Raw genomic sequence first — 17,706 nt, 5'->3', positions numbered from 1 at the left:
GCCAAAATAACAAATGAGTTCGCCGAAATAGCAAATGCGTTGGCGTAGCCCGCCGTAGGCATCGCTCCTAACTAATTTCTCACCCCTTCGGTATTTTGGGTGGACACCAAAAGAGGTTTTTACTAAAAACCCCAAGAGATTCTAAAATTCCTCGCATCACCTCTGTGCAATACATCCAGTGCCCCAAGTCGTCATACATGCGATCGGGATTAAACTCGACATTGTAGTGCAGTATATTGGGAAGGTCTAAAAACTCATCATTGTTTTGGGGAGAAAGAAGCAAGAGATGAAATGGTTTCCCCTGACATTGTTTTTGCAGCTTGTTGACTAAATCTATCACACCACCGCGATCGCTAATTCCTGTGCAGACGAAAAGCACTTTATCGCAGTGCCGCAGTGCGTACCAAAATCTTTCAGACCGTGCCGTGTAGCGAAGGCGCATCCGTTCATGGACGGGAGACATATCGCTCGTTGGGTCGTCTGTCTCCTCGACTTCATGGGCAAAGGATAAACCTGACCACTTACTGTGGTAAATTCTGCCTGCATCGGGACTGTAATACAAAAAGGCAGGGTTCCACATATCATCAAAACCGTTTTCGATCGCATCGGCAACATCTCCAATATTGGTGGTGCGCGTTAGATCAAAGGGAAAGGCGGGGCCATCGTACTCCATCTTATATAGCATCATACGGACGGCACAGCGATCGCCACTTGTACGCAGGTGGAGACATTTCACGATGTCCCACATTCCCAACTCTGGAGTCGAACCGATAAGACCGATGGATTCACCCGTTCGTGTGTATGCACTGATCTGGAATCGATACATAGAGTTTATCCTGGTTTAGTTAGTATAATACCAAACGGTCAGACTGAATCCTTAAACCTGCTTTGACAATATCATATACAACTACTTAAGAGTTCGGTATTAATATTTTCAAGTATATTTGCTGAAGCTCTGATTGATAACACTCAAGGTTACCAGTGGTAAAGCTTTTCAAAAATTAAATCTGGTTTTTATAAAAGATTTAATACTTATCAAATAAAATATATTGCATTAAAAGTATTGAAACAACTAAGAACAAATAAAAATAAGGATAAGATTAAGTTAAATCTGTTCTATGGCTCCCTTTATGTAAAAAAGAGAAAACTTCTTGAATTTATGGAATAAAATTATCTCATAATCCGTCAAAGTCTTACTTATTAAATATTTTTAGCTTTTTCAGACTGGAGTAAGAATGTTTGATCTGTAATTAAAATATAAAAATTTAGGTTTCAGGATGCTAGTGATAAGATTTCCCGTAGAGCAAATGATTAACCTACCAGGAATGAATGACCTGAATCCTTACGAAGAAATTAATAATATCAAGCTAATTAAAAAATTAGGCTATGGCTTTCACAACTTTGAAAATTTTAAATTACAAAGTTTATTAACTTGGGATTTTGGTATTAATTATCCATAAAGGGAACAATAAAGTCACTATATTCACATAAGTATTACAAATAATTACAAATGAATTTTATGCTTACATAGATGAAATTCTATGTAGTATTATTGATTTGAGTATATATGTATCTTTACTTAACGTAGGAGAAATTATGTCTGAAAACAAACCAGAAGAACTGAATTCACAAGCAGTACCCTTCTTTGCTAGATTTTTAGAAGGGCAAAACTTTGAAGACCTATCCGATGAAGAATCAGAAGGGATTGGCGGTGGAAGTTGTGGTTTAACTAAGAAAGATAAAGGCCAAACTAAGAAGTACCCAAAACCCCAAACTAAGAAATTCCCATCTGATCAAGAAGACGTGGTAACGGAAAAGTATCCCTCTGATAGTGATGAACAGATATTTTTTACTCTGAAGTACCCTTCAGACAGCGATGAGCATGGGGAGGCATTAACAATTAAAAAATAAAATAACTGCATACTTTTGATTACACCAGAGATGCGGTTTTGAAAAATGTTCTGATAAGAAAAAGACTGTTAGCTTTGCCAACTCCATCTAGGGGTTGGCTTCCCATTAAAAAAGTTTATTTTTTTATAGTTGACAGTAGGGACAATACAAAAACCTAATGAAAATATTTTATGTACGTTGACCGTGATGTGGTTTTATTAATCACCCATAGTGGTGATTACTTCACAATAGATAGAGTTGCAGAAGGTGTATCAAAACGAGGCGCACAGCCATTTCGCCTTGATACTGATAAAATTCCGATGACAGTACAAATCGAGGCGAATTTCAGTAACTCTGGGAGCAATCATAAACTGGAATATGGCGATCGCTCCCTAAACACCGAGCAAGTTAAAGCAGTATGGATGCGACGGATTTGGCAACCCGATCTAGGTAAAGAATTGGCTCCACAATTCCAAGCAGCCTGCTCTAATGAATCACTCGCAGTCTTAGATGGCTTTTGGGACAGTCTGAGGGGAGCTATTTGGGTGGATGATTTACAGAGGATCAGTGTAGCTGAAAATAAGCTACGCCAACTAAGAATTGCATCGGAAGTTGGTCTTGTCATACCTCGGACTATCGTTACCAATAATCCTCAACAAACACGAGAGTTTTTTAGGGAAGTTAAAGGAAAAATGGTTGCCAAGCTACTGAGACCTCTTTCTTATGGGATGCAAGCCTCCTCTTTTTTCATGTATACCAGCGCCGTTAAAGAAGAAGACTTACTTGATGCTGAAACACTGCGCTATTGTCCAGTTGTGTTTCAAGAACAAATCCCTAAACAGCTAGAACTACGCGCAGTGTATGTGAATGGTAATCTCTTTGTCGGCGCACTGGATGCCTCTGAGTATGCAGCATCCACCCAAGATTGGCGACGGGGTACAAAAGAGGCTCTTACCTGGCAACCATATCAATTACCTGATAAAGTAATCCGTTGCCTGGATGCTTTTATGGCAAGGTTTGGACTGATTTTTGGAGCATTTGACTTCATCAAAACGCCATCAGGAGAATACGTTTTTTTAGAAATTAATCCCACAGGAGAGTGGGGGATGCTAGAGAGAGATTTGGACTACCCGATCGCAGATGCGATCGCAGACGCACTACTTTCAACAAGCCCTAAGCATAATACTGTTACTTAAAAAGTAAAAACCAACGGGCAGCCCCTATATTTATCTGTAGCGTACTTCATTCTTCATCCTTTAAATGACCGAAACACACTCATGATACAGAGCAACTAAATTTATTTATAGGGATTATTAATTTTGAATTTTGAATTTTAAATTTTGAATTTGGAGCAAAGCGACGTGACTGTTTTAATCATTACTCACAGCCAAGACAACGAAAGTATTCCTCTAGTTATTCAGGCAATTGAAGCCCAAGGAGGGAAAGCATTTCGTTTTGATACAGACCGATTTCCCACAGAAATCACCTTAGATGTTTACTATGCTAAAAGTGAGCGAGTTACTCTAAGCGTCGAAGACCAGACATTAGATTTGAGTGAAGTGTCAGCAGTTTGGTATCGCCGCATCGCAATTGGGTCAAGAATTCCCGACTCGATGGACAAGCAACTCAGACAAGCCTCACTCAAAGAATCTCGCGTCACAATTGAGGGAATGATTGCCAGTATTAAGGGCTTCCATCTCGACCCTCTGCCAAATATTCGCCGAGCCGAAAATAAGCAACTGCAATTACGAATAGCACGAGAGATCGGTCTAGATACGCCACGTACTCTGACTACAAACAATTCAGTGGCAGTAAAGCAATTTGCCCAAGAGTGTAAGGAGGGAATAATTACAAAGATGCTCTCTTCCTTCGCTATTTACGATGAACAAGGACAAGAAAAAGTTGTGTTTACGAATCCAATTTCATCTGAGGATCTGGATAACCTCGATGGATTACGTTTCTGCCCAATGACATTTCAGGAAAAAATTCCCAAAGCATTGGAATTGCGGACAATTATTGTAGGCAAACGTGTGTTGACAGCGGCGGTTGATTCTCAAGCTTTGGATAAGGCGCGTTACGACTGGCGCAAACAGGGAATTGCCTTACTCAACGCTTGGGAGTCATACACTCTGCCTGAAGATGTTGAAGAGAAACTGCTCAAACTCATGGCAGAATTTGGTTTGAACTACGGAGCTATTGATATTATTTTGACTCCTGATGGTCGTCATGTATTTCTTGAGGTTAACCCAGTTGGTGAGTTTTTCTGGTTAGAACGCTGTCCTGGCTTACCGATTTCTGAGGCGATCGCACAGGTTCTACAGAATTGAGGGAGGGCGAAGGGGTCAGGTGCAAGATATAACTTATAGAATTCGAGTAAAGAGATTCCCAAAGGAGACTTGTAGATTCAGTTAATGTATGCAGTTACTAGTTAATGAACTGTCTCTCTCAATGATTCAGCATCAACGGGTTTGATTAGGTAAGTCTGCAATAGATGCCCAACAATGGAGGCGATCAAGGGTAATTTTTGGCAGAATTTGACAACTGATGAGCGATTGCTGTTGTTAATCTCTGCTAGTTTCAAATTAAGGTCAGAACACTTTTCCAACCGCCGGAAAAACTCTGGATGATTTGTATTCAAAATCAGGGGAAATGCCCGTGCAGCAGTGTTATTCGTCTCTTGAATAACTCTGGTATTATATTCGCGCGGATCTATCCCAATGGATTGATAAAACGTGGCGCGTTCAAATACTGTCAATGTGTGAGTAGCAAAAACACTCAATAAAAAGAAACGCACCCATAATTTAGCTCTCCAATTGTTCCATAGTTGAGGTTGCGATCGCAGCAGTGCTTTGAAAAAATCTCCATGTCGATTTTCATCCTGACACCAACTTTCAAACTTACGGAATAGTGGATAAATTTGGTGTTCTGGATGTTTCTCCATGTGCCGATACACCAAGATGTAGCGCCAGTAGCCAATTTTCTCAGACAGGTAGACTGTGTAAATAATCCACTCTGGCGGAAAGAAGGTATAAGTGCGATTTTTGGTTAAATAACTTAAGTCGAGGGAAAGATTAAAATCTGCCATTGACTTATTTAAAAATCCCGCATGGCGTGCTTCATCCCGCGCCATAAAATTAAAAGCATCCGCCAAAATCGGGTTGCGGTTTTTCAAACGGCGTGATAACTCTTTAAACAGCAGAAACCCAGAAAACTCTGAGGTACAGGAACGTTCCAAAAAGTCAATAAAGGCGACGCGTGTTTCCCCATCAATGTGATCCCAACACTGCTGAAATTCTTCATCACGGACAAAGTGATGACGGTTATAGTCAGCTCGTAACTCCTCTACAATTGCCCGTAACTCAGCCTCCTGGGACGAAATATCCAACTGCGCCGCAGCTTCAAAGTCAGTAGTATAAAACCTGGGTGTTAATAATGTTTCTTGAACAGGCGCTTTTACACCTGGTTTTAGCAACTCAGGTTGAGAAGTTTCCAGAGACTTAACCATAAGAATCCTTTGATTATTTCATCCTTTAAAAGTTATATAAGCATAAATAGTTGTTTGTAGACATCAGTTAAATTATTGAGAGTAAATTGTGAGAAATAAACTTATTACCCGTTGTTTCAGGAGAGTTTAAATGCCTATTCCCCAATCAGTTTTGTTACTACTTGAGTAGGATGCGCCTAAGCGTGAAAATCAGAAAAACATAAATAAATACTAATATCTTTATAGTTATATATAAATTAATAGTTAAATAATCTTAGGAGAAATAAAAATAGCTGGGATCTACATCGGCAGTGGTACTTGCCAGATAGAGTGATGCAGATCCTCTCTGAACCTAAAATAACAATCTTTTAGCTGGCACTGGCAGGCATCCTGAGTCGGTGACTGCCCAGAAACCTTGCCCTTGAACATGAAGGAAGCAACAATGAGTAGTAATCTAGCCATCAAACTGCGCTCTGGAACTCAACAAGCCCACACATCAGCAGAAAATGTGGCATTCATGAAATGTTTTTTGAAAGGAGTTGTGGATAGAGACTGCTTCGCCAAGTTCTTAAGCAACTTGTATTACGTCTACAGCGAACTAGAAGCAGCATTAAAGAGCCATTTAGAGCATCCTATGATTAGTGCGGTTTACTTCTTTGAACTTAATCGCCAATCCTCGCTCGAAAAAGACATGGTGTTCTATTATGGGAATAATTGGAAAGAGCAAGTTACACCTTCACCTGCTGCTCAAAAGTACATTGACCGCATTCGTGAAATCTCTATTAGTGAACCAGTCTTATTGCTAGGTCATGCCTACACTCGCTACATGGGTGATCTTTCTGGGGGTCAAATGCTACAAAAAGTTGCTCAGTCAGCCCTGAAGCTTTCTGGCTATGAAGGCACATCCTTTTACAATTTTGAGCAAATTCCTGACAAAAAGGCATTTAAGGATAAGTATCGTCAGGCATTAAATGAATTACCAGTTGATGATATAACAGCAGAACGGATTGTTGCAGAAGCTAATAATGCCTTTAGGTTCAATTTACAGATAGCTCAAGAGTTAGAAGGAAATTTAATTAAAGCACTCGGTCAAGTTATGTTTAATAGCCTAACTAATTAGTCATTAGTCATTAGTCATTTGTCATTCTTCCCCTGCTTCTCCTGCCTCCCCTACTCCCTACTCCCTTCATTCATTGGAAAGCAACTCAATGGTTTTTCTATTACCTGGTGTCAAGTTTGATCTGGATTTGATTCAAAAGTACGACACTCGCGCACCTAGATACACCAGTTACCCGCCTGCTACAGAGTTAAGCGAAACATTTACTGAAACTGATTTTAAGGCCGCGATCGCAGCCTCGAATCAACGTAAAACTCCTATGAGTCTATATTTCCATATCCCCTTTTGCCAAAGTGCTTGCTATTTCTGCGGTTGTAACACGGTAATTTCCAACAACAAGAATATTGCCAAACCTTACGTGGAGTCTTTGGCTCAAGACATTAAAAACACCGCAGCTTTAATTGATCCAGACAGAAAAGTGCTGCAAATCCACTGGGGAGGCGGTACTCCTAATTACTTAGATCGTGACCAAATAGAATTTTTATGGAAAAACATCAATCGCCATTTCAACATCGATCCACAAGCAGAAATCTCAATTGAGATTAATCCTCGCTATATTGATAAAAATTACATTTTCTTTCTGAGAGAAATTGGATTTAACCGTATTAGTTTTGGCATTCAAGATTTTAATAGCCAAGTTCAAGTAGCTATAAATCGTGTCCAGCCAGAAGAAATGCTATTTGATGTCATGAGTTGGGTTAAAGAAGCTAAGTTTGAAAGTGTGAATGTAGACCTTATTTATGGTTTACCTTATCAAACCCGCGAAACATTTCGGGAGACGTTGAAAAAGACTGTTGAGTTAGACCCTGACCGAATTGTTGTCTTTAACTTTGCATATATACCGTGGATCAAACCTACACAAAAAAATATTCCTCAAGAGGCGCTACCCCCAGCAGAGGAAAAGTTAGAAATTCTGAAAATGACCATTGAAGAATTGACGAATAACCAATATCTATTTATTGGAATGGATCATTTTGCTAAAACTAATGATGAACTAGCGATCGCTCAACGCAATGGCACTCTCAAACGCAATTTCCAGGGCTACACTACCCACGCTGAGACAGAACTGTTTGGTTTTGGTTCTACATCCATCAGTATGCTAGAAGATGCTTATGCTCAAAACCACAAGGAATTAAAGGATTATTATCACACAATTGCAGCAGGTGCTTTACCTGTTAGCAAAGGTATCAAGCTTACTCAAAATGACATCATCAGACGGGATGTGATCATGGGTATTATGTCTCACTTTCAGTTACATAAGCAAGACATTGAAAATAAGTATGATCTCAATTTTGATGAATATTTCTCTGAGGAATTAGAGGCGTTAAAACCACTAGAAGCCGATGGTCTAGTCAATTTATCAAAAAATCAGATCCAGATTACAGATATCGGTAGATTATTAGTCAGAAATATTGCCGTCATCTTTGATACTCATACAAGAACACGAGAGACAAAATTTTCTCGTGCTATTTGATACCAATTTTACAAATGTCAGTTGCATATTATCCCCTCAATTTACCTTGAAAATCACGATTGAGGGGATTTAACTAATTAGGACTTACGCACCAGGTATCTATAGTAGTAATTTGTCGCCCAAAGCAAAAGCTACTACTAATCCCATGTTTAAGTTGATAATATTTCTTGATAAATATATAGATTACATGATCTTGTAGCTATTTCCCCATTTCTTAAAAGGAATAAAGGATACTCTTCTAGTCTTGATATTATTTCTCAATAAAGTGGTATTGTTAGATCAACTTAAATCTGCTTTGTCAAAGTCACTTGCGTACAACTTTACCTTGTGACCAAAAAGAGTACTCGGGACTAGGGGAATAATTATTGAAAAAGAGGCAAGGGAGCGGGGAGCAAGGAGGAAGGAAAAGAGGAATTGGGGCAGGGTGCGCTGTGCTGGGGAGATTTCTCCTTTTCCCCCTGCTCCCTACTCCCCTGCTTCTTCATTTCCCCCTGCCTCTCTGTTGAAAAAGTCACTCTCTTCTCTCTTTTCAATCTCTAATCTCTAGTCCCTCACTGACCAATAGCAGTTTCAGTCACCAGGCGTTACATGTGTACATGGTGGTGTTAATGAGGATTGATAGTTTACTCAGAGTTTACAAAAGAAAATCAATACGCGTTTTACCCTTAATACTCAGTTTGATACTGGTTTTGTTTGTCGGAAACCGTACTATAGCTGTACCAACGAAATCCACAGAGATATTATGGGATACCTATGGTGTGCCGCACATCTACGGTAAAGATGACCAGAGTGCATTTTATGCCTTTGGTTGGGCACAAATGCAAAGTCATGGAGATTTACTTTTGCGTCTCTATGGTCAAGCACGGGGACGCGCAGCCGAATATTGGGGAGAGGAATATCTGGAGTCAGATCGTTGGGTACAGACTGTGGGAGTACCAGAACGCGCTCGTTCTTGGTACAAGGCACAGAGTCCAGCTTTTCGCGGTTATCTCAATGCTTTTGCTACTGGGATCAATGCTTATGCAAAACAAAATCCTGACTTGATTGACGATCAAGTTGAGGTGGTGCTACCAGTCAAGGCAGAAGATGTCATGGCTCACTTACATCGGGTACTCAATTTCACCTTTGTGGTCAATCCGGAGTCAGTATTAGACCTGAGCAAAGAAAAGTTGCAAGCAGGATCTAATGGTTGGGCGATCGCACCAAGTCATTCTGCCAATGGGAATGCCATGTTGTTAGCAAACCCACACCTACCTTGGTCAGATTTATTTTTGTGGTATGAAGCCCAAATCACCGCACCAGGGATTGATGCTTATGGGGCAACACTTGTAGGTATTCCCGTATTAGCGATCGCATTCAACAACAACTTAGGTTGGACTCACACCGTTAACACTTATGATGGTTGGGATGTTTATGAACTCACACTCGCAGGTAATGGGTACCGCTTTGATGACAAAGTTCGTAACTTTCTTTCCAAAACTCTCTCCTTAAAGGTGAAGCAGAAAGATGGCTCTTTGCAAGAACAACCATTAGTAGTGAAAAGTTCTGTTCACGGGCCTGTGATCGTCCAAAAAAATGGTAAAACCGTGGCACTGAGAGTTGCAGGTCTTGACCGACCAGGTGTACTCCAAGAGTGGTGGGATATGGCACGAGCAAAAAATCTTGCCCAGTTTGAAAAGACACTCCAGCGCTTGCAATTGCCAATGTTTACGGTGATGTATGCGGATCGAGAAGGGCATATTATGCACCTATTTAACGGTCAAGTTCCAGTACGCTCTAAGGGTGATTTTAAATACTGGCAAGGCATAATCCCAGGAAATACATCTAAAACCTTGTGGACAAAAATTCATCCTTACCAAGATTTACCGCGTATAATTGACCCGAAAAGTGGTTGGTTGCAAAATACAAATGACCCACCTTGGACAACTACATTTCCAGCCGCCATTAAAGCAGATAATTACCCGCCTTATATAGCACCTCGTTTCATGGATTTTCGCTCCCAACGTTCTGTAAAGATGTTGGCTGAGGATGACAAAATCTCTTTTGATGAAATGGTTGCATACAAGCACTCTACTCGTATGGAACTGGCTGATCGGATTTTGGATGATTTAATTCCGGCTGCACGCAAGTACGGTCAGGACTTAGGGCAAAAAGCAGCTAATGTCCTAGAAGCGTGGGATCGGCAAGCCAATGCAGATAGTCGCGGAGCCGTACTATTTGCCTTTTGGGTACAACAGATGGACTTAGATAAAACGTTTAGTAAACCTTGGAATGAAAATTATCCACGCACCACACCCGATGGTTTAGCTAATCCTGAAAGTGCAGTTGCAACCCTGCAAGCAGTTGCAGCAGAGATAGAAAAGACTTATGGGGCGCTTGATGTACCGTGGGGAAAGGTTTTTCGGCTACGGTTGGGTGATATGGATTTATCTGCTAATGGTGGGGATGGGGAACTGGGAATTTTTCGGGTACTGAATTCTGCTCCCGGAGAAAATGGGCAGTTCCAAGCCGTTGCGGGTGATTCCTATGTGGCTGCAATTGAATTTTCCAACCCTGTACGGGCAATGGCACTCACCAGCTACGGTAATGCAACTCAACCCGGCTCTCCTCACATTGGCGATCAGTTACAGATGTTAGCTAACAAAAAGTTGCGGACTGTGTGGCGCGATCGCTCAGATATTCTTGCTCATCTAGAAGAACGTAAAATATTCTGAGGTTAATAGTCTGTTTCTAGCGCTTGCGATGTCTGCGACGGGCTACGCCTACGCCCAAAAATTTCTAAGTTTCTGGAGATATTTGGAGCGATCGTATGACCGTCGCTTCTCTACGTTCGCGCACCGTGTCGCAGACAGACGCTGTGTGTAGCTTGCTTCGACCTAAGAGTACGCTCGAATTAAAAATTTTTCTAAATTTTTAATTCCCCAAAGGGGTTAACGGGAATTTATTTTGAAAAGCAATTGCAGTTTGCAACAAGTAATTTAATCTAACATAAGCCTAAATAACACTGCTAATTTTGACTAGTGAACCAGGAGGCAAGATGGAAAGCAACACCATAGCGTGGTGGATATACGCATTACTTTCGGCTGGCTTTGCAGCATTGACAACTATTTTTGCCAAAATTGGCATAGAAAATATTAATTCTAATTTAGCAACAGCAATCCGAACTGTTGTTATCTTAGTAATTGCTTGGGGAATTGTCTTTTTTCAAGGAAATCTAGTTAATATTTTAGCTATTTCCCAAAAAACAATAATTTTCTTATTATTATCTGGAGTATCTACAGGGTTATCATGGATTTTTTACTTCCAAGCTTTACAAACAGGAAAAGCCTCCCTTGTCGCACCAATTGATAAATCAAGCTTGGTATTAGTTTTATTGTTTTCAGTTATTTTTCTGGGAGAACCATTAAACTTGAAGATAATATTAGGAAGCAGTTTAGTAGTTGTGGGGACTTTAGTTCTAATCCTTTAAACGCTTAACTACAAGTGTTTCATCTCTTGATCTGGAACAAGCTTTACCAAAAATCTAATGCGTTATGATTTATCCCCAGGAGCTTCTTCCATTTTTTTACGAAGATTAAGTGGTCTCATGCCAGTCCAAACTTCTTTAATGTAATAGACTTGTCCTAAATATTAACTAATGAAAAGAAAAATGGTAAAACGTTTAATTGAGTATCTACCATTTTTTTTAAATGTCTATAGTGTTTGATTATATCCAAAAGTATCTACTCCGAACAAAACAGATTTTAGGAATTAGTCACCAACAATTACAACCACTATTAAATTGCGTTATAAATCGTCACAAGGAAATCAAAACTAAAAAGTCAAGTCAAAAAATTAGAATCAATGCGCCTGGTGGAGGTCGCCCGGAAAAATTATTAGTAAGCGAACAAGTATAGTTTATGCTTATTGCAATGATTCGCATCATGGTTATAGGACTTGCATGATTTTTTACTGGCTTTGACTTTTCAAACATCCTCTAAGGCTTTCACTGCCTTTTGCGTAAGTCCTGCTAATTACGAATTACAAATTATTTTAATTCATCTCCAAAAAGTTAGATTATTTTTTTACATCTTAAGGTAGATATCAATAAATATAGTTTTAGTGTCTAATTCGAGAGCAAGTAACGTCTAGACTTGTGTATTCAATAATTTCTGATTTATCTGACAAAACTTTCATTTAGTATTTTTATTTATAGAATAAAATGCCAATTTCCATCTGAACCTTAATGTAAAGTTTTTTGTCTAACTTTTGGATTTAGCATTTATCCCATCAGATAGAAAGAATTGTGAATCAGAGTTGATAACTTAGATACAAGTGAGATTGTTGAGGCAGTTATGAGTATTCTTGCTTAGGTAGTTTTAGGACTTTTGGCAGGTACGATGCCTAACGGCAGGCTACCCTTACGCTAAAGCTATTTATCTTGGCTATCAAGGCGGCAGACTTATCTCCACAATGATTTTGGGTATCATTGGTGCTTTAGTCGGTGGAAGTCTGTTTACCTTGCTACGAACAGGAACTCTGTAAATTACTGCGGCTGGCGCTGGTTTAATTCCTGGTATTTTAGTGGCTGTGTTCGGCGCAATTGTTGCTATTTATCTATGGGATTAATCAGAATAAGCAGCAATGCCTAATCACTGATTGGCATTTATCAACACTGACATTACTACTGTATTTTATCAGTCTTCTAGTTCACCAGTTTGAGAAGCTATCAAACATTAAATTAGCTCTGTCTGGGAAATATTAGGAGACAATAAAATAGCCAATCCTTTAGAGAACATCATAATTTTGGGAAGTGTAGATCTATGTTTTTTCACAAAAAAGAGCCTATTCATGCAGTTAACGTTACTGAACCAAACCCTCGTTTTGCTCAGTTGCTTTTAGAGCAGTTTGGCGGAGCTACTGGAGAACTTAGTGCAGCACTTCAATATTGGGTTCAATCATTCCATGTTGAAAATGCTGGAATTAAAGACATGCTGCAAGACATTGCGATCGAGGAATTCAGCCATTTAGAAATGGTTGGTAAACTCATCGAAGCTCATACTAAAAATACGGATCAAACAGAGGCTTATAAAAGTACTCTCTTTGCAGTCCGAGGGATTGGGCCTCATTTTCTAGATAGCCAGGGTAATGCTTGGACTGCAAGTTACTTGAATGAGGGTGGAGATGTAGTCCGTGATTTGAGAGCTAACGTTGCAGCTGAAGCTGGCGCTCGTCAAACTTACGAAGAATTGATTAAGTTGGCAACTGACAAAGGAACCCAAGAGACTTTAGTGCATCTGTTAACACGAGAAATTTCTCATACTCAGATGTTTATGAAAGCTCTAGATTCGCTAGGTAAGTTGACAGATCCATTCTTTGGTAATATTAAGCCAGATGAAACTGTTGCTCTCTACTACAACCTATCTACAGACGGTAATGGTAAAGATGAGCGTGGGCCTTGGAATTCTGAGCCAACATTCAAATACGTTGCGAATCCGTTAGAAAGTCACTCTTAATTTCATAGATTGCAGTTAGAGCTTCTTAAAAGCTCCCAATTATTAGGTGGGCTGTTTGCCCACCTTCTTTAGCAATGGTTAAACTGTTTGTCTACATTAGGGATTTTTGAGGGAGAATTTAGCTTTATCCAACCTAAAGCAATCTTAAATCATTCGTGAACAACAAGATTCCCGATTTCTTAGAGAAGTCGGGAATCTAAGTCGATAAGTATTTGCTGATATTGATTTGGATGCAACACGCGCTTTGGCTACATATCTGTGCGCGATGCAATATTGAAATTAAGCTACACTGAAGAAGTCAGAGCGATCGCCTCTTCAAATCTACCCCGACGTTTCTGAATTCAGAAATTAATTCAACTCAAAATCAAAACTAAGAATCAGGAGATTGATTTGTGATTGTCAACGCTACGCCAAATGGTTGGGAAGTTATTTATCACCGCGCCCATGCTTTATTAGCAGCTCAACTTGCAGGACAATGGCGGCGTAAAGATGCTCCAGTAAGGTTATATGAAACTGTCGCTGCAATTTCCCATCACGATGACCTAGAAAAAGAGTGGGAAGAGGATATTCTGACTGAAGCTGGTGCGCCAATGGACTTCACTCTCACCACAAAAAAGGATGTAGAGATTGGTATTAAGAAACTGGCTGATCTGGCAAAGAATGCGCGCTACCGGGGACGGTGGGTGGCTCTACTAATTTCCATGCACATCAGCCGTTTAAATGAGTCAAGCCGAGGTCAGTTTCCAGAATTAGACAACCTTTTAGATGAGCAACTGCAAAACCAGCAACGTTGGCGCAAAGAACTGGGCATCGAAAAAGAAGAAGTTGATGCAGCCTATGCATTTATGCAATGGTGCGATCGCCTTTCTCTCATCTTATGTCAGCAAGAACTACCTGAGGATGAGCGGTTTTTAGAAATTAGCAAGGGCCCTGAAGGTCAGCGCTATGACATCATGCAGCGCAGCGATAACTTAGTTGTTGTCAAACCCTGGCCCTTCCAAGACGAGAAATTTACAGTCAACGTCGAAGCCTGCGACCTCTCCCAAATTAAATTTGAGAGCAGCACCGAATTAGCTCAAGTACTACAAGAAGCTCCCATTAAGGTACTAGAGTGGACATTCGTTAAAAGTTAGACAGTCGCCCCCATAGTCAGTAATTCAAGCCTCCAAATGGGGCTTTTGGTGTTGGAATTTCTCTGGCTTTTCAATAAAAAAGAGCCAGATAACTAAATCTCTGGCTCAAAGCTGGAGACAAAATAATCATCAAATAAAAGCTAACTTGGATAAGAACCTAAATTCTTCCCAGGTTATGCAGCCCTAAGACAACACCCACTCCTAAGATATGACCAAAGGCGGTACTTGCTAAAAGGGCTGGTAAACCAAAATCACCTAAGAAATTGACTGAGGGTAGTTTTGGTTCTGCATTGGGATATTTGATGGTAAATTTGCCAATGGCAATGGCAACGATATTAGCGAGAATTATAATCAGCCCAACTGTAGGACTCCATTCCAGGGGTGTAGTTGCGGCAGCGAGTAAGGTTGAAGTAAACACCTGATTTGCTCCTGAAATTTATTAATGATTGCAAATATAATCTGAGACTTTCCGAAACAAATTCAATAAATTACCCGATTTTGCATCAATATTTAACAGTTATTCTCACTACTTAATACAACGTGAGTTCAACGGCATTAATTCAGGACTTAGGCAAAAATCGCCAAAAAGCTTAATTTATCGAACTGCTTTCTCCACAAGAGGCTGTGCGTGCGGCTGCTTTTTCACTTCGTCAAACTCACGTTAATGCATGTATCTATGGGATTATATCTACACAAACAAGACAAGAACTATAATATTTTTCTATTAAAAGCATTAGATATTTTGAATTAATATAGCAATCCGAAATGAAATAAGAGAAAGTACCGAAGCTAAAAGTACGTATTTATAAGCTTTTCAGTAATTTTGATTTTTATAAAAAACCTATTTTTATAACATAGTAAAAATATAATTTTCATCTATCAAAAGCATGAAATCTAAAGATGACAATTTTCTATATCTAAAGAAATTAAATATTTATTGTATTTAATCTAATAGTATACTTCTGGCAGAAGATGTAAAAAAATATTAGGCATAGTAAATTAAAATCAATATTAATCAAGGTTCCTAAACAATTCGGGCAAGTGTGCTATACACGAGTTTGGAACAGCTTAAAACTTTCTTAAAATCAGCAACACACAAACTATGAACTCTACCACCGAAAAACGTATCGCCTTGATTTCCGTCCACGGAGACCCGGCGATTGAAATAGGGAAAGAAGAAGCTGGAGGACAAAATGTTTATGTGCGTAATGTGGGTGAAGCACTAGCGCAGCTGGGATGGCAAGTTGATATGTTTACTCGAAAAGTGAGTCTGGAGCAAGACTCGATTGTTAAACACAGCGACAATTGCCGAACTATTCGTCTAAAAGCTGGCCCTATTGAGTTTGTGCCGCGAGATGAGATTTTTGAATTTCTGCCAGAATTTGTGGATAATTTCCTCAATTTTCAAGTAAAAAATGGCATTAAATACGAGTTAGTTCACACTAACTATTGGCTTTCTAGTTGGGTGGGGATGCAGTTAAATAAAATCCAACATAGTAAACAGATTCACACCTACCACTCCTTAGGAGCAGTCAAATACAACACCATAGAAAATATTCCTCTAATTGCTAGTCAGCGATTAGCAGTGGAAAAAAAGGTGTTGGAAAAAGCAGAGCGAATTGTAGCGACAAGTCCGCAAGAACAGGAACACATGCGATCGCTAGTTTCCACTAAAGGTAATATCGACATCATTCCCTGCGGTACAGATATTCAGCGCTTTGGCTCGATTGCACGAGAAGCAGCCAGGGCTGAATTAGGAATTGATAAAGAAGCCAAAGTAGTCTTATATGTAGGGCGTTTTGATCAACGTAAAGGGATAGAAACCTTAGTGCGTGCAGTAAACGAGTCTTCGCTACGTGACTCCAAGAATCTCCAGCTAATTATTGGTGGTGGTAGTACTCCAGGTAACAGCGACGGCATTGAGCGCGATCGCATTGAGCAAATCGTTAACGAATTGGGGATGAGTGACTTTACCAGTTTTGCGGGTCGTCTGAGTCAAGATATTTTGCCAACTTATTACGCCGCTGCTGATGTTTGCGTTGTTCCCAGTCACTACGAACCTTTCGGACTGGTCGCGATCGAAGCGATGGCAAGCGGTACACCAGTGGTAGCAAGTGATGTCGGCGGACTTCAGTTTACTGTAGTTAATGAAGAAACTGGTTTATTGGCTCCAGCGCAAGATGTAGAGGCTTTTGCATCTGCTATTGACCGAATTCTCTTAAATCCAGAATGGCGAGATGAATTGGGTAAAGTTGGTAGAAAGCGCGTCGAAACTAAGTTTAGCTGGGATGGTGTCGCAAATCAACTGAGTGAACTTTACACCCAACTGTTGCAGCCACAAACAGTTGCGTCAACAGCAAAAGAACTAGTGGAGTCAACAGCCGAATTAGTGCAGTCAGCAGCAAAAGAACTGGTGGAGTCAACAGTCGAATTAGTGCAGTCAACAGCAAAACAGCCAGTTTTAGTTGCTAAATAATTCTCTTGCGTAACAGATAATGGTGAATCGGTAACTCGGAAGTAAGCAATAATTTTATTTTCCTAGTCGTCACTCACCATTACTAAATAATTTATTCTAAATATTTCTCTAGACTGAGTGATTTCCATTATTAGTTCAATTAATGGAAATTACTTAGCTTGTTTATTTATCTGCCTCCGGCAAGGCAGAAGGCAGAGGGCAGGAGGCAGGAGGAAAGAAAAGTTTTAAAGCAAGCCTTTTTGCCTTGCCCAAACTGGGTTTAAGATCCCTGCTAAATCTACGATTTAGCGGTTTACAATTACTGTTCTTGTCAGAATCCCCCTGTAATTAACCTTCTGTCTTCTGCCTTCTTCAAATAGCCTTAGCTTACAAAACTTGTCACTAAAAAATGTATAAAAAGGTAAGTTAACATCTAAGGGCTGGGAGTCTGTCTGAATAATAGATTTCTGCGTTAGCTATCACCAAACCAAGTAACCGCTATGATAGTTGAGGTCTGCTATGCTTTGACTAAACTAAGATAAAAGCATAGCGATCGCTACCATTTGAATGTTAACAACTAATCGCTTTGCAACCAGTTGACTTTACCACTCTCACAGCTGCTTGTAGCGAAATCCGCGCTAACTGGCTACCATCACGC

Annotated in this window: 13 protein-coding genes and 2 pseudogenes; 12 read left to right on the top strand and 3 right to left on the bottom strand. The window is 39.9% G+C overall.

Annotated features, from left to right (window positions below; translation table 11 throughout):
* Positions 1-79 precede the first annotated feature (79 nt).
* Positions 80-826 carry a DUF1796 family putative cysteine peptidase gene (locus ACFE90_RS24065; protein WP_375504989.1) on the bottom strand — a complete coding sequence of 249 codons (747 nt, stop codon included), beginning with the start codon at positions 824-826 and terminating at the stop codon, positions 80-82.
* A 451-nt stretch (positions 827-1,277) separates the two neighbouring features.
* Between ACFE90_RS24065 and ACFE90_RS24060 the strand changes: the two genes are divergently transcribed.
* The 4 genes from ACFE90_RS24060 to ACFE90_RS24045 all read left to right on the top strand — a co-directional run bounded on the left by ACFE90_RS24060 (position 1,278) and on the right by ACFE90_RS24045 (position 4,217).
* Entirely contained in the window at positions 1,278-1,460 is a 183-nt protein-coding gene (locus ACFE90_RS24060; RefSeq protein ID WP_375504988.1) for a hypothetical protein, read from the top strand.
* Between the two features lie 136 nt (positions 1,461-1,596).
* Complete coding sequence (locus tag ACFE90_RS24055) at positions 1,597-1,911, top strand: microviridin/marinostatin family tricyclic proteinase inhibitor (protein ID WP_375504987.1); 315 nt, start codon at positions 1,597-1,599, stop codon at positions 1,909-1,911.
* Positions 1,912-2,081: 170 nt separating this feature from the next.
* Complete coding sequence (locus ACFE90_RS24050; protein ID WP_375504986.1) at positions 2,082-3,086, top strand: MvdC family ATP-grasp ribosomal peptide maturase; 1,005 nt, start codon at positions 2,082-2,084, stop codon at positions 3,084-3,086.
* Positions 3,087-3,251: 165 nt separating this feature from the next.
* Positions 3,252-4,217 (top strand): MvdD family ATP-grasp ribosomal peptide maturase, encoded by a 966-nt coding sequence (locus ACFE90_RS24045; protein ID WP_375504985.1) that lies wholly within the window; start codon positions 3,252-3,254, stop codon positions 4,215-4,217.
* A gap of 101 nt (positions 4,218-4,318) precedes the next feature.
* On the opposite strand, the gene acsF is transcribed toward ACFE90_RS24045, so the two are convergent.
* Complete coding sequence (gene acsF, locus ACFE90_RS24040; RefSeq protein ID WP_375504984.1) at positions 4,319-5,395, bottom strand: magnesium-protoporphyrin IX monomethyl ester (oxidative) cyclase; 1,077 nt, start codon at positions 5,393-5,395, stop codon at positions 4,319-4,321.
* Positions 5,396-5,816: 421 nt separating this feature from the next.
* Between acsF and ACFE90_RS24035 the strand changes: the two genes are divergently transcribed.
* The 7 genes and pseudogenes from ACFE90_RS24035 to ACFE90_RS24005 all read left to right on the top strand — a co-directional run bounded on the left by ACFE90_RS24035 (position 5,817) and on the right by ACFE90_RS24005 (position 14,593).
* Positions 5,817-6,494 (top strand): heme oxygenase (biliverdin-producing), encoded by a 678-nt coding sequence (locus ACFE90_RS24035; protein ID WP_375504983.1) that lies wholly within the window; start codon positions 5,817-5,819, stop codon positions 6,492-6,494.
* An 88-nt stretch (positions 6,495-6,582) separates the two neighbouring features.
* Complete coding sequence (hemN, locus tag ACFE90_RS24030; RefSeq protein WP_375504982.1) at positions 6,583-7,965, top strand: oxygen-independent coproporphyrinogen III oxidase; 1,383 nt, start codon at positions 6,583-6,585, stop codon at positions 7,963-7,965.
* Between the two features lie 608 nt (positions 7,966-8,573).
* Positions 8,574-10,679 carry an acylase gene (locus ACFE90_RS24025; protein WP_375504981.1) on the top strand — a complete coding sequence of 702 codons (2,106 nt, stop codon included), beginning with the start codon at positions 8,574-8,576 and terminating at the stop codon, positions 10,677-10,679.
* Positions 10,680-11,002: 323 nt separating this feature from the next.
* A complete protein-coding gene (locus tag ACFE90_RS24020) occupies positions 11,003-11,434 on the top strand; it encodes an EamA family transporter (protein ID WP_375504980.1) in 432 nt (143 codons plus the stop codon).
* A gap of 944 nt (positions 11,435-12,378) precedes the next feature.
* A pseudogene (locus tag ACFE90_RS24015) lies at positions 12,379-12,573 on the top strand (GlsB/YeaQ/YmgE family stress response membrane protein).
* A gap of 194 nt (positions 12,574-12,767) precedes the next feature.
* Positions 12,768-13,460, top strand: coding sequence for a manganese catalase family protein (locus ACFE90_RS24010; RefSeq protein ID WP_375504979.1), 693 nt, complete (start codon positions 12,768-12,770; stop codon positions 13,458-13,460).
* A 392-nt stretch (positions 13,461-13,852) separates the two neighbouring features.
* Entirely contained in the window at positions 13,853-14,593 is a 741-nt protein-coding gene (locus ACFE90_RS24005; protein WP_375504978.1) for a DUF3891 family protein, read from the top strand.
* A gap of 157 nt (positions 14,594-14,750) precedes the next feature.
* Here the strand turns inward: ACFE90_RS24005 and psaK are convergent, their stop codons facing one another.
* On the bottom strand, positions 14,751-15,011 hold the full coding sequence (gene psaK / locus ACFE90_RS24000; RefSeq protein WP_375504977.1) for a photosystem I reaction center subunit PsaK: 261 nt from the start codon (positions 15,009-15,011) through the stop codon (positions 14,751-14,753).
* A 684-nt stretch (positions 15,012-15,695) separates the two neighbouring features.
* On the opposite strand from psaK, the pseudogene ACFE90_RS23995 reads away from it, so the two are divergent.
* Positions 15,696-16,928 (top strand): annotated as a pseudogene (locus ACFE90_RS23995) (glycosyltransferase family 4 protein); the annotation flags it as partial.
* Positions 16,929-17,706: the final 778 nt, after the last annotated feature.

The sequence above is a fragment of the uncultured Nostoc sp. genome (genome assembly GCF_964245445.1).
Lineage (GTDB): Bacteria > Cyanobacteriota > Cyanobacteriia > Cyanobacteriales > Nostocaceae > Nostoc.
This window is presented reverse-complemented; position numbering and strand designations above follow the sequence as displayed.